The organism is Paenarthrobacter sp. AMU7 (genome assembly GCF_041200195.1).
Lineage (GTDB): Bacteria > Actinomycetota > Actinomycetes > Actinomycetales > Micrococcaceae > Arthrobacter.
On sequence record NZ_CP165735.1, the window covers coordinates 756,184 to 768,926 of the forward strand.

Below are 12,743 nucleotides of genomic sequence, written 5' to 3' on the forward strand. Positions count from 1 at the left end.
GCCGGATCCCGCTCTTTTATAAATTTTTTGGAGAAATTATTCGGCCACTCAGGTTCTTCCTCGACAGTCTACTTATCAGCATGCTGACGGCCTGAGCAGGCACGATGTTCGTGTGGCAGTTCTTTCGGCCGCCTGCCGACCTGGAAGCCGGGCTTCTTTCCGCCCCCGTGCCCCCTAGGCACGCCAAATGTGTGCGCGTACAGTCCGCTGTATAGCTCCCCCACACTCTGTCGGGCAGTTGCTTTGGGGCGTTTGCCCTGCTGGGGAAGGAACTGCCATGCGACATAGCTCTGCGCAAAAAGACCCACGTGTTCGAACCGGTGGATCGAGTCACCGCCGAACAGGAACCGCGATTGGGGCTGCATCAGGAGTTCTTCTCCTTGCGGGAGCCATCATGTTGCAACAGGTTCCCGCTTTCGCGGCCGCGACTGTCCAACTGGGTACCGCAGCGCCGTATTCGGTGTTGGCCGCAACCACCGTGACCAACACGGGTCCGAGCACTCTCCAAGGAGACCTTGGCCTTAGCCCGGGCACTGCCATCACCGGGTTTCCACCAGGCATCGCCGCCGGAACTACCCACGCAGCCGACGCTGTCGCTCTGCAGGCACAATCAGACCTGACAACGGCGTACAACAACGCGGCAGGCCGGCCGCTCACGGCCAGCGTGTCCGGCGACCTGGTAGGCCAAACACTGAGGGAGGGCGTGTATAAGTCAACGTCTTCTTTGGCGCTCAGCGGACAGTTGACGTTGGATGGCCAGGGCAATCCGGCCTCTGTGTTCGTTTTTCAGGTTGCCTCGACCCTGATCACAGCGTCAGCCAGCAGCATTGTCCTCATTAACGGAGCCCAAGCCTGCAACGTGTTCTGGCAGGTGGGCAGCTCGGCTACATTGGGCACCGCTTCGAGGTTCAAAGGTTCTGTTCTGGCCCTGACGTCCATCACAGCACAAACCAGCGCGAGGATTGAGGGGCGGCTCCTGGCCCGGAATGGTCAGGTGGCCCTCGACACCAACGTGATCACTACCCCTGCCTGCGCCACGACTCCGACGACGTCAGCACCACCGGTGACCGCGACTGCGACCGCGACGCCGACGGTGACTGAAACAGCGACCCAGACTGCGACTGCGACCGCGACGCCGACGGTGACCGAGACGGCGACCGAGACTGCGACTGCGACCGCGACGCCGACGGCGACTGAGACGGTGACCCAGACTGCGACGGCGACCGCGACGCCGACGGTGACTGAAACAGCGACCCAGACTGCGACGGCGACGCCGACGGTGACCGAAACGACAACCCAGACGGCGACTGCGACGGCGACGCCGACGGTGACTGAAACAGCGACCCAGACTGCGACCGCGACGCCGACGGCGACTGAAACGGCGACCCAGACGGCGACTGCGACCGCGACCCAGACGGCGACTGCGACCGCGACGCCGACGGTGACCGAAACGGCAACCCAGACTGCGACGGCGACTGCGACGGCAACCGCGACGGCCTCTGAGACCAGCCGACCGACGAGGACCGCGACTGCTACCAGGACGGCACCTGTGACAGGGCCTTCCGAAACGTCCACTACCCAGGCCACCACCACGGATCAGGCGGTTCCCTTGGCTGGAACCGGCGGTCGGAACCGGGGCACGAACGTGGACACCGCCACGGTGTCCAAGGCCAGTTCCTTAAGCCGGACAACAATCCTTGGAACAACGTTCGTCGGCCTCGGCGGGGCGGGCATCCTTTTCCTGGCAGTCCGGCTGCTGATGAACGGACGCGGACAAAGCCAGGAGAAGTAGCGGGGTGCGGCGACAACCCGTCCAGCGCGGGAGGCACCGCCGCACGCTTGTTCCGGCCTTGATAGGTCGGAAACGGTGGAGGAAGGTGGCGTTCGCCACCTTCCTCGCCGCGGCCCTCCTGCTTCCTGCATGGTGGACAGCGCAGACAACCTCAGCCAACCGCGGCGCCCTGATTGTCATGTCGGAGGCCCCGGCTTCGACGGCTACTGACCCTTTAGCCGCGAAGTCCCCGGCCCTGGTGCCACCTGTACCGTCCGAACCATCCGAAGGGCCGAATCAGGAAGGTGGGTTGAAGGACGGTTCTCCGCCGTTGCACATCACCTATGGAGCGGTGGGACTGGACCAAAACGTGGTGCCGTTGGCGCCCACCGCGGAGGAACTCCGGCTCGGTGCAATCGTTCCGCCGCACACTTCAGATGCCTATTGGCTCAGCCCTTATGGGATGCCTGGCGGAGGCTCCACCAACACGACCTACATTGTTGGCCACAGCCTGGAGGGCCGGCCTTCTCCCTTCAATAACATCAGCGAGCACGCAAAGCCGGGTGATCTACTCACCGTCACTACGGCGGAAGGGCACTTGGGGTACAGGATTGATGCGGTCACCACCGAGTACAAGGACACCTTGAAGGACAGCGCGATCTGGGACAAGCAGCCAGGGCGCCTGATGGTCATCACGTGCTACACGGCTGATCTTTGGGGGAAGAACATCATCGTCCAGGCGAGTCCTTTGCCACCGCAATAGTCGATGGCTACATGCATGCCGGACTGCGGTGAACCCTGGGGGCATGGAAGACTGGACGCATGTCTCCCCGTCCCATGAAACCGCGACCCCAATCCCATGCCGTTGATAGTCAAGGCAAACCGCAGAGCAGCGGGCGGCGCCACCTCGCGCTGAGGCTCGACGACGCGTGGCTTGGTTTTCAGACACGTCTTGCCATCCGGCGTGGCCGGGTGGAGACCGTGATCCCGTACACCGGCTATGGCTCCACATCCTGGGTTCGGGTGTTGGCGCGCGTAGTCCGCAGTGATCCCAGGGATGCGGCAGGCCACGCCAAACCGCTGCAGGAAAGCATGCGTGGTTGGCGCAACTTCACGAGTGCGCCCGTGGCAAACGCATCCGTGCAGGTGACGATTGCAGGGACCGTTCACGAGGTGGTCGCCGACCGTGGAGGTGTGGTGGACGCGCGGATTCCTGTCGTTCTTGACGCCGGCTGGCACACCATCACCCTCCGGTCCGGGGAATCGCGGATCGTGGAGGCTCCCGTGGAGATCGTCGCGGACGATGCCGACTTTGGCGTGGTGTCCGACATTGATGACACAGTGATGGTGACCGCCCTGCCGCGTCCCTTCCTGGCCGCTTGGAATACGTTCGTCCTTAACGAGCATGCCAGGACCCCGACGCCAGGAATGGCCGTGTTGTACGAACGGATCGCCCGGACGGCGCCGTCTGCGCCGGTGCTGTATTTGTCCACCGGAGCTTGGAACGTCGCTCCGACGCTGTCGCGGTTCCTCTCCCGTAATTTGTATCCCGCGGGTCCTAAGCTGCTGACTGACTGGGGCCCTACTCCTGACCGCTGGTTCCGCAGCGGCCAGGAGCACAAGAGGAACTCCCTTGAGCGACTCGCGGAAGAGTTCCCCCACATCAAATGGTTGTTGGTGGGCGACGACGGACAACATGACGAAGCCATTTACTCGGAGTTTGCCCAGCGTCATCCTGAGAACGTCAAGGCCATCGCCATCCGACAACTCTCTGCCGGTGAAGCGGTGCTTGCGGGTGGTCGTTCAAAGTCCGGCGGCCAGCCGACACCCGGCGTGCCGTGGATTTATGCTCCGGATGGCGCAGGAATGTCGGTCCAGCTTGAGGAGTTGGGCGTTATCCGCAGTGAGGTCCGTTCGGCCGATGACCCTGAGGAAGGCGAAGTGGGCACGGCATCGCAGTGATGACTACACGACGTCGATGAACACCGGGTTGGCGTAGAACCAGGTGTCCGTCCACGGATCAGCATCCCCGAGGTTGTCACCGTGCCGGATGGGGCCGGCGGGGTCTACGGATGCGCCGTAGTATCCAGCGCCGTGCCGGTTTCCATCACTCCCGCGAAGACGGAAGTAGCAGGACTTTTGGACGTCCTTGATGACGTGCCTGATGGTGAACGTGCCGGTGCGGCCTGAAACGTCCAGCTGCTTCCATACAGTGGTTCCCGGCGCCTTCAACGTGTCGCGATCCGTCACAGCACCGGTCACAGCGCCGCCGATCACATCCACATGGGCGAGTTTCGGAAGAATCCCCGCAAAGTTGCGGTAGTCCGTCGTCGTAATGGTGATGGAAATTTCGACGTCGGCGCCTCGCCGAACCTGCAGCCGGGAACCGAGGGTGACCCCGTTGCGTCCGTTGCTGTTGCCTGCGCCATTGCCGCGGACTTCGCGGACGCGGACATCCAACCCTTGCAGCAGGTGTCCGTGGTCCACCCACATGCGTCCACGGCGCATGGCTTCCAATACGCCGGTGTAGGAGCGCTCGGTGACACCGGTGTGCAGGCGGCTGAATTGGCCGGGCCAGTAGTCGCTGCCGCCCTGCTTTTCGCCGGCGTCGAACGGGTCCGGCCGTTTGCCGGTGACGGACCACCGGTCGAACTCGTTGGGCAGGCTGAGATAGGGCTCCTCGGCCGGGTACGGTCCGGTCTTCCACGTGTCCTTGACCGTGAGGTGGTTGTCCGAGTTGGAAGTGATCCAGAACGGCAGGCCCTCGGCGAGCATGGAATCCCATACGCCGCCCACTGTCGCCGTGGCCCAGTCGAAACCGCCGTAAGGTCGGAACGCGTCTGCCGGGTACCCGGGGAAGCTGAACTGGGTGGGGTTGTTGGTGTACTCGCCGCGCTGGTCTCCGGCCCTGGAGAACTGGCTGACTCCCGAGCCTTGGGCCCCGGGTGCACCTTCCATGCCGATCATGACGTCGCGGGCGGCGTCGCGCCAGGCGCGGAGCTCATGCGGGGAATCGATGCCCAGGCGCATGGGGTGGTTGGCCAAAGCCACCACGTCCTCGATGTAGCCTGAGCGCTTCTGGTTGGCCAACCAGGCGATGGCTTCCACGGCCTTGCGTTCAAAGGTTTCCACTTGGGCCGTTCCCGGCGTCGATTTTTCCCACTGGTTCAGCTTGCCGTCCCACACCAGTTCGAACGTGCGCAGGAGGTTCACTTCGTTGGGCCCCGGTGCCACCAGCACCGAAGCGTGCTCCGCACCCGGGATGTACCACTCGAGTCCTTGGAAAATCAGTAGCTCAGGACGTGCTGCACGCTGCGCCTTGATTTCCTTGTTGGCATTGACTGCGCCGCCGTTGTTGGCGTGGCCGAAGTTGCTGTGTTCCGTTAATGCCAGCCAGTCAACGCCGTAGGCCTGCGCGGTGTCCAGCTGCTGCTTGATCATGTACTTCGCGTCGTGGCTGTACTGCGTGTGGACGTGGTGGTCACCCACGAGCCACTTCAGTTGGGGGTCGTTCCCGCCCGGGTTCGCCATGGCCGGCCGGGCCGTGGCAGCCGTGGCAGCGGTGCCTGCGGCTATGATGCCGGCCGACTGCAGGATGCGCCGGCGGCTCAGCCCCATGCTCCTTAGTTCAGCATCGGCCAGCTTCACACTCTGGCTGTGGGTGGTCGTCATTTCTTCTCCAGTGCACATAGCGCTTCCCTCTGTCGATTCCGATCCCCCAGCGGGATCACAGTAGGGAAGCTGGGTGGCACGAAGGTTAACCGGGCGGGAACGATTGGGGGAGGCGGTCCGGCTAGAACAGCGGAATCTGAACTTCCTTGATCCATTCACCTCGTCGGTAGTCGCGGGCCCTGACTACTACGCAGTCGTTGTAGACCTCAACTTGCAGCCCACTGGCTTCCCGACCATCCAAGGCGCGTTCACCGCCCGCGCCATTGTCCTCCCAGAGCGTCTGGACTGCGCCGGTGTTGATGACTTGGAATCCCTGCAGGTTGCCCGTGCCTGGAACCGTGCGGCGAACTTCCCAGTCAGCCAACTGAAGCGCCCAATGGGTGTGGGCCGTGAAGACGAAGACGTTCTTGTATTTGCCCAGGATGCCCAGTAGCCGTGTCCATTCTCAGAGGCTTGCGCGGGAGATGCGACGGCGGCCGTGGCCCCGATGGTGGCCAACCCTGCGATTGATGCTGCGATGGCAGAGCGGCGGCTGGGGGAAATCATGATGGAACCTTTCATTCATACGGGATGCGTTGACCCTCAGAAGGTAGATTCGTCCGGTGAATTGCGGGCAAAGTAACCATGGCCAACTTGTCATGACAGGTTGGCCGTTTGGTGACCTTTAACGGAGGGTGAGCCGATCTCCGGGGGCAAGCGCGGCTCCAAGTTGTATAGCCAAGGGTCTGAACACCTCGTGCTTCCCTGTACATATGTCGACCCTACTGGTGAATTTTCGCTCAATGTCGTGCCAGTGACGGCAGGTCCCTTCCCTACGGTTGAACCAGATGCTTCACATCGATCCCGTCGGCAGAGAAGAGTACGCAGTGTCTGAAATCAACGAACTCCAGGTGGTCCCGCACTGGATCGGGGGCGCTGAGGCGCCGTCGGCCGGGGACCGCACGGCCCCCGTCTTCGATCCCGCCCTTGGCCGGGAAACCAAGCTGGTCAACCTTGGCAATGCCGAGGACATCGAGTCGGCCATCGCCTCGGCGAACAAGGCTTTCCCGGCTTGGCGCGACATGTCGATCACCAAGCGCCAGCAGATCATCTTCCGCTTCCGGGAACTGCTGAATGAACGCAAGGGCGAACTCGCGGAGATCATCACCTCCGAGCACGGCAAAGTGATCTCCGATGCCCTCGGGGAAATCACCCGCGGCCAGGAAGTCGTGGAACTGGCCACCGGCTTCCCGCACCTCATCAAGGGCGAGCATTCAGAGAATGTCTCCACCGGCGTCGATGTTTACTCCACCAAGTCGCCGCTGGGCGTGGTGGGCATCATCAGCCCCTTCAACTTCCCCGCCATGGTGCCGCTGTGGTTCCTGCCGATCGCCATCGCGGCCGGCAACACCGTGGTGTTGAAGCCGAGCGAAAAGGACCCGACGGCGGCTAACTGGCTCGCTGCACTCTTCACCGAGGCGGGACTTCCGGATGGGGTCTTCAACGTCCTGCATGGAGACAAGGAAGCCGTCGATGGACTGCTGGAGCACCCGGATGTGAAGGCGATTTCGTTCGTTGGATCCACCCCGATCGCGCAGTACATCTACGAGACCGCGGCCCGCAACGGCAAGCGCGTCCAGGCTCTCGGCGGTGCCAAGAACCACATGCTGGTCCTGCCCGACGCCGACCTCGAACTGACTGCCGACGCCGCCATCAACGCCGGCTTCGGCTCCGCCGGCGAACGGTGCATGGCCATCAGCGTGGTGGTCGCCGTCGAGCCTGTCGCCGATGCCTTGATCGAGAAGATCACCGCCCGCATGTCCACGCTCCGGATCGGCGACGGACGCCGCAACTGCGACATGGGCCCACTGGTCACCCGCCAGCACCGCGACAAAGTGGCCTCCTACATCGACGTGGCCATCGAGGACGGCGCCAAGGTTGTGGTGGACGGCCGCGGCATTGAGGTGGACGGCGACCAGAACGGCTTCTGGCTCGGCCCCACGTTGATCGACGACGTCCCGGTCACCTCGCGCGTCTACACAGAGGAAATCTTCGGCCCGGTCCTGGCCGTTGTCCGCGTCAAGAGCTACGAAGAGGGCCTGCACCTGATCAACTCGGGCGCCTTCGGCAACGGCACGGCCATTTTCACGAACGACGGCGGCGCCGCCCGCCGCTTCCAAACCGAGGTGGAGGTGGGCATGGTGGGCATCAACGTGCCGATCCCCGTGCCGGTGGCCTACTACTCGTTCGGCGGGTTCAAGGACTCCATCTTCGGCAGTTCGAAGGCTTACGGTCTGCAAGGATTCCAGTTCTTCACCCGCGAAAAGGCCATCACCTCACGCTGGCTCGACCCCAGCCACGGCGGCATCAACCTCGGCTTCCCCCAGAACTAGAGGGGAGTGGGGGCTAACGCTCTTCCAGGAACTCGACGGCGGCGAACAGTTCCAGCCTGTCGCGCAGGCTGTCCAGGTTGAGTCCCAGGACGGTGCCCGCAGTATCGATCCGGTTCCTGAGAGTGTGCCGGTGGATCCCCAACTGCCGTGCCGTCCGATCCCAGACGCAGTTGTTCGCCAACCACGCCGAAACTGTTGGCAGCAGCTGGGTCTGTTCGGTTTCGTCGTGCTTGGCCAACGGCTGAATGAGTCGCCGGGCAACGGAGCCGGCTTCATCGCTGTGCAGCAGGCCCAGCATCCCGCCCCGGGAGATTTCCTCGAAGGCCACAAGGGGGCGGGTGAGTTCCCGAGCCCTTTGCAGTGATCGCTCTGCTTCCTTCAACGCCTTGGCGAGGTGAACGAAGTCCGTCTCCACCGACGTGCCCGCCGTTGCGCCGTACCGTTCCAGGAGGACTGTGACCTTTTGTTGGAGTGCCGGACCTGCCAGCACCACGATGTTCTCGTTCCGTTGGGCGTAGAAGACGGCGCCACGGTGGTCGTCCGACAACAGTTCCAGCGCCTCCAGGAGGTTCTGTCCTTGCCCGGGAGGTTGGGCCATGGTCACCACAACGGGGTCGGCGGGCAGCCTGCCCCAGACCTGGCGGGCCGTGCGCTCGGCAACATCCGTGCTTCCTGCCAGCAATTGCTCGAAAACGCCTGCACGCAGGTGGCGGCGTGCGGTATCGAGGGTGCGCGTTTGCTCCAGGGCGAGGCTGGCCAGCGCGATCACACTGTTGATGATGTCGGTGCGGGCCGGATCCAGGGGTTCGATGGCACCCAGGACCAGCACTCCGCGCAAATGATGCCGGCGGCCCAGCGTCTGTAAGGTGATCTGCTCGCCGTCGACCGTCAATTGCGAGACCGATCGCGAGCCTTGGTCCAAGGATTTCCGTACGGCATCCATCACGCCGGGCATGATCGACGACGGCACGGGACGGTTGTTGGGCATCAGGATATGGTTTCCCGCAGCGTCGAACATCGCCACCCAGCCATGCAGCTGCCGCTCAAGCTCGGCCAGGATGGAGCGCAGTCCGTCGGGACGCAGGGCAGCCCGCGCGATGGCCCGTTGTGCTTGGAGCGACCATTCGGACCGTGCGTTCTGTTCCCTCGCCAGCAAATCTGCAACGAATCGAATGACAGCGATGAACGGCGTCCTGTCCGGGACCTCCAGTAAAGGCAACGCGTGGTTGCGGCATGCCTCTACCAGGCCTGGTGGCAGCACCCCGTGAATCACTTGGGTGGCGAAACCGAGGCCGCTGATCCCATGCTTGACCAACCGCGACACGTAGTCGTTGTAGAGCGCCACGGGACCGTCGCCCCCCGGGAACTGCGTTCCGTCTGTCAGCAGCAGCTGCCCGGGATCGAGGAACGGCGTGGGATCGTCAAGGTCGGAACTGTGGACCCAGGACACGGACGCTTCCACCGCAGGATCACCTGCCTTCGGGGTCACCAGCCTCAGGTTCAGTGAGCTGTTGCGAAGGATGGTGTTGATGGTTGGCGGCATGCTCAGGCACTCCTTGGAAAAAAGTAGTTCCACACCCTGCCAACTATACAAATGTCCTGAGGTGTTGATCTGTTCAAAAGTTCAAGATGAAGGGGAAGCCCCACCCGCCCTTTCGAGAGGACCCTCAATGTCTCCCACCCGGACCGCCCTGGCTGTTCCCACCTCCAACGCAGAGGTTGCCGCGCTGGACACTGGCAATGTCTTCCACTCCTGGTCAGCCCAGAAGACGCTGAAGCCTATGGCCATAGCCGGTGGTTCCGGCAGTACTGTCTGGGACCACGACGGCAGGACATATCTGGATTTCTCCAGCCAACTGGTCAACACGAACATCGGCCACCAGCACCCGCGCCTCATCGAAGCCATCAAGCAGCAACTGGACACGCTCACCACGGTTGCTCCCGCGCATGCCAATCACACCCGCGCCCTGGCGGCCCAGAAGGTCCTGTCCCACGCGCCGTCAACTATGGACAAGGTGTTCTTCACCAACGGGGGTGCGGACGCCAACGAGAATGCCATCCGCATGGCCCGCTTGCACACAGGGCGGGACAAGGTCATCTCCCGTTACCGCTCGTACCATGGCAACACCGGCGCAGCCATCGTGGCCACCGGAGACTGGCGCCGCATCCCCAACGAATACTCCCGCGGACACGTCCACGTCTTTGGGCCGTACCTTTACCGTTCCGAGTTCTGGGCCGAGACTGCGGAACAGGAAGCGGAGCGCGCCCTGCAGCACCTGCGCCGCACCATTGAACTGGAAGGTCCGCAGTCCGTTGCCGCTGTGCTCCTCGAGACCGTTCCCGGGACGGCCGGCATTCTGCTCCCGCCGCCTGGCTACCTCGAGGGCGTTCGTGCACTCTGCGATCAGCATGGAATCGTCCTGATCCTCGATGAGGTCATGGCCGGCTTCGGACGCACCGGGGACTGGTTCGCCCTGGATGCCTTCAACGTCAGGCCCGATCTCATCACCTTCGCCAAGGGCGTCAACTCGGGCTACGTCCCGGTAGGCGGGGTCGTCATCAACGAGGACATCTCCGCCACCTTTGACGAACGGGTTTTCCCTGGCGGCCTCACCTACTCAGGCCATCCGCTGGCTGCGGCCTCCATCGTTGCCTCGATCGAGGCTTTCGAGGAAGAGAACATCGTCGGGAACGCGGCCCGGATCGGCGCCGATCACCTCGAGCCCGGCCTGAATGCCCTGGCTGCCAAGCACGACGCCATCGGTGAAGTCCGGGGCCGTGGTGTGTTCTGGGCACTCGAGCTCGTGGAGGACCGCCAGACCCGGACGCCGGTCAGTTCGGCTTTCATGGGCAAGCTCAAAGCCGAACTGCTCCACCGCGGACTGTTGCCCTTCATCGCCGACAACCGCGTGCACGTGGTGCCTCCCGCCGTCGTGACTCCCGAAGAAGTACGCCAGGCGTTGGCGATCTACGACGACGCCCTGACCGCCGTCAGCTGACGGCTTCCCTTCGACCCGCCGCAACCCCAACTGAGCAGTTTCGGAGAAGTTTTCGTCCCGCTGGCACCGTAACTTGGGGGTTAACCGCACAGTTACGCAGGACAGAAGAAGGAATCCACCATGGCTGAGACCGGAACAACCGACAAGACCAGGTCCTACGACGGTTTTACGGAGGAAGAGCGCGCGGCGATGAAGGAGCGTGCGCAGGAACTGAAGAAGGCTCCGCGCAAGAAGGCGTCCAAAGCCGACGGCGAGGCTGACGTCCTGGCCAAAATCGCTGAGATGCCCGAGGGGGACAAAGCCATGGCCGAAGCGCTTCACGCGATCGTCAAGGAGCATGCGCCCGAGCTCACGCCCAAGACCTGGTACGGGATGCCGGCCTACGCCAAGGACGGAAAGAACATTCTCTTCTTCCAAAGCTCCCACAAGTTCAAGGCCCGCTACGCCACGCTCGGGTTCGAAGAAAACGCCAAGCTTGACGACGGCGACATGTGGCCCACCTCGTTTGCCCTCAAGGAAATCACGCCGGGGGTCGAGGCGAGGATCGTGGAGTTGCTCAAGAAGGCGCTCGGATAATCACGGGCTTCCGGGGCCCTCTTCCTTGGCCCTAAGCCGGTTGGCTGTTGGCCGGCGGCAGATCCGGATTCATGGGTTCCAGATCCGGATCTTCTGCCGTCCATACCTGCACAATGGCCCATGCGACCGCCGCAATGGGAACCGACAACACGGCGCCGATGATCCCGGCGAGGATGGTGCCTGCCGTCAGCGCCATCAGGATGACCAGTGCGTGCAGTTCCAGGGACTTGCCCATGACCACCGGCTGAAGGAAGTCACCTTCAAGTTGGTTGACGGCGATCACTGCGATCACGACGATCAGCGCCACGATGGGGCCGTTGGCGACAAGCGCGACCAAAGCTGCCAGGATCCCGGCGACCGTCGCCCCTACCAAGGGGATGAAAGCTCCAATGAACACGATGATTGCCAAGGGGATGGCCAGCGGCACTTGGAGGATGAGCAGGACCGTGCCGATCGCTACCGTGTCCACCAACGCAACGATCGCCGTGCCCCGGACGTAGCCGCCCAGAACCTCCATGGTTCGCTTTCCAACCCGGCGAAGCTTGGCTTCCCTCAGTCCGGTGAAGGGTCGCAGGAAGAACTCCCAGATCTTGGCGCCGTCCTTGAGGAAGAAGAACAGGATCACTACCACCAGGCTGGCGCCGGCAAGGAACTCCGTCACCACCGATAACCCGGTAACCGCCCCGGAACGTACCTGACTGCTCTGGGCAAACTCCACTGCCGCTTCACGTGCCTGGTTCAACTGCTCCCGATCGATGGGAAACGGCCCGGTCAGCAGGAAATTCTCCAACTCATCCAGTCCGGCCGCGGCCTGGCTGATCAGTTCGTCCCACTGGCTGCGCACCGACAGGACGATCACCGTGATGACCCCGCCGAGCACTATCAGGAGGCCCAGGAAAGCGACGCCGGTGGCCAGGCCGCCGCGCCAGCCGCGCCGTCGAAGCATGTTGACGAATGGCCCTATAGCCGCCGCCAGGATCAGGGATATGAGCACCGGGATGACGAGCAGGCGGATTTGAAGCAGCCCGAAGATCGCCACCACCGTCAGGGTCAGAATGAGCAGTACCTGCGCTGCCCGGACGGACGCGCGGCCCAAGGAGTCCTTCCAGGGGTCGGGCTTGCGTTGCTTGCGGACGGAAACGGGCGCTGTTTCCTCGTGTGCCGTCATGGGGGCTCCTGTTCGTTCGCATCGGTCAACCGACCTGATCAAACATAAGCCTACTGACTAATGCCCTTTCCTAGTGTGCCGGATCGGCTTCCTGGTGCGTCGGATCGGGGTGCGGTGGTACCGGACCTGGGTCGGGAACCGGCGATGGCCCGGGTGTGGGGTTTGGATCCGGAATAGGGCTGGGT

Annotated in this window: 11 protein-coding genes and 1 pseudogene; 7 read left to right on the top strand and 5 right to left on the bottom strand. The window is 63.2% G+C overall.

Annotated elements, in window-relative coordinates; genetic code table 11:
- Window positions 1-277 precede the first annotated feature (277 nt).
- A pseudogene (locus ABQM86_RS03660) lies at window positions 278-976 on the top strand (ice-binding family protein); the annotation flags it as partial.
- Between the two features lie 14 nt (window positions 977-990).
- On the opposite strand, the gene ABQM86_RS03665 reads toward ABQM86_RS03660, so the two are convergent.
- Window positions 991-1,575 (bottom strand): hypothetical protein, encoded by a 585-nt coding sequence (locus ABQM86_RS03665; RefSeq protein ID WP_369746709.1) that lies wholly within the window; start codon window positions 1,573-1,575, stop codon window positions 991-993.
- Here ABQM86_RS03665 and ABQM86_RS03670 point away from each other — a divergent pair.
- The 3 genes from ABQM86_RS03670 to ABQM86_RS03680 all read left to right on the top strand — a co-directional run bounded on the left by ABQM86_RS03670 (window position 1,550) and on the right by ABQM86_RS03680 (window position 3,733).
- Window positions 1,550-1,792 carry a hypothetical protein gene (locus ABQM86_RS03670; RefSeq protein ID WP_369746710.1) on the top strand — a complete coding sequence of 81 codons (243 nt, stop codon included), beginning with the start codon at window positions 1,550-1,552 and terminating at the stop codon, window positions 1,790-1,792. The two genes, ABQM86_RS03665 and ABQM86_RS03670, sit on opposite strands and share 26 nt — an antisense overlap.
- 85 nt (window positions 1,793-1,877) lie before the next feature.
- The gene (locus ABQM86_RS03675; protein ID WP_369745951.1) at window positions 1,878-2,534 is read left to right on the top strand and encodes a class F sortase; all 657 of its coding nucleotides are present in this window, start codon (window positions 1,878-1,880) and stop codon (window positions 2,532-2,534) included.
- A 59-nt stretch (window positions 2,535-2,593) separates the two neighbouring features.
- A complete protein-coding gene (locus ABQM86_RS03680; RefSeq protein WP_369745952.1) occupies window positions 2,594-3,733 on the top strand; it encodes an App1 family protein in 1,140 nt (379 codons plus the stop codon).
- Window positions 3,734-3,736: 3 nt separating this feature from the next.
- On the opposite strand, the gene ABQM86_RS03685 is transcribed toward ABQM86_RS03680, so the two are convergent.
- Together ABQM86_RS03685 and ABQM86_RS03690 are read right to left on the bottom strand one after the other, a co-directional pair.
- Entirely contained in the window at window positions 3,737-5,443 is a 1,707-nt protein-coding gene (locus tag ABQM86_RS03685; RefSeq protein WP_369745953.1) for a PHP domain-containing protein, read from the bottom strand.
- 121 nt (window positions 5,444-5,564) lie between these two features.
- Window positions 5,565-5,807 (bottom strand): DUF4073 domain-containing protein, encoded by a 243-nt coding sequence (locus ABQM86_RS03690; RefSeq protein ID WP_369745954.1) that lies wholly within the window; start codon window positions 5,805-5,807, stop codon window positions 5,565-5,567.
- A gap of 502 nt (window positions 5,808-6,309) precedes the next feature.
- Here ABQM86_RS03690 and ABQM86_RS03695 point away from each other — a divergent pair.
- Window positions 6,310-7,815, top strand: a complete 1,506-nt coding sequence (locus tag ABQM86_RS03695; protein WP_369745955.1) for a CoA-acylating methylmalonate-semialdehyde dehydrogenase — start codon at window positions 6,310-6,312, stop codon at window positions 7,813-7,815.
- Between the two features lie 13 nt (window positions 7,816-7,828).
- On the opposite strand, the gene ABQM86_RS03700 is transcribed toward ABQM86_RS03695, so the two are convergent.
- A complete protein-coding gene (locus ABQM86_RS03700) occupies window positions 7,829-9,358 on the bottom strand; it encodes a PucR family transcriptional regulator (protein WP_369745956.1) in 1,530 nt (509 codons plus the stop codon).
- 127 nt (window positions 9,359-9,485) lie between these two features.
- Between ABQM86_RS03700 and ABQM86_RS03705 the strand changes: the two genes are divergently transcribed.
- Both ABQM86_RS03705 and ABQM86_RS03710 read left to right on the top strand, forming a co-directional pair.
- Entirely contained in the window at window positions 9,486-10,814 is a 1,329-nt protein-coding gene (locus ABQM86_RS03705; RefSeq protein WP_369745957.1) for an aspartate aminotransferase family protein, read from the top strand.
- A gap of 120 nt (window positions 10,815-10,934) precedes the next feature.
- Entirely contained in the window at window positions 10,935-11,390 is a 456-nt protein-coding gene (locus tag ABQM86_RS03710; RefSeq protein ID WP_369745958.1) for an iron chaperone, read from the top strand.
- Window positions 11,391-11,421: 31 nt separating this feature from the next.
- On the opposite strand, the gene ABQM86_RS03715 is transcribed toward ABQM86_RS03710, so the two are convergent.
- Complete coding sequence (locus ABQM86_RS03715; protein WP_280626444.1) at window positions 11,422-12,558, bottom strand: AI-2E family transporter; 1,137 nt, start codon at window positions 12,556-12,558, stop codon at window positions 11,422-11,424.
- Between the last annotated feature and the right edge of the window lie 185 nt (window positions 12,559-12,743).

Bases quoted from the DNA above. Each gene is read 5' to 3' on its own strand.
- ABQM86_RS03710 (WP_369745958.1), top strand. From the start codon at position 10,935: ATGGCTGAGACCGGAACAACCGACAAGACCAGGTCCTACGACGGTTTT.
- ABQM86_RS03700 (WP_369745956.1), bottom strand. From the start codon at position 9,358: ATGCCGCCAACCATCAACACCATCCTTCGCAACAGCTCACTGAACCTG.
- ABQM86_RS03705 (WP_369745957.1), top strand. From the start codon at position 9,486: ATGTCTCCCACCCGGACCGCCCTGGCTGTTCCCACCTCCAACGCAGAG.
- ABQM86_RS03685 (WP_369745953.1), bottom strand. From the start codon at position 5,443: ATGACGACCACCCACAGCCAGAGTGTGAAGCTGGCCGATGCTGAACTA.
- ABQM86_RS03715 (WP_280626444.1), bottom strand. From the start codon at position 12,558: ATGACGGCACACGAGGAAACAGCGCCCGTTTCCGTCCGCAAGCAACGC.
- ABQM86_RS03680 (WP_369745952.1), top strand. From the start codon at position 2,594: ATGTCTCCCCGTCCCATGAAACCGCGACCCCAATCCCATGCCGTTGAT.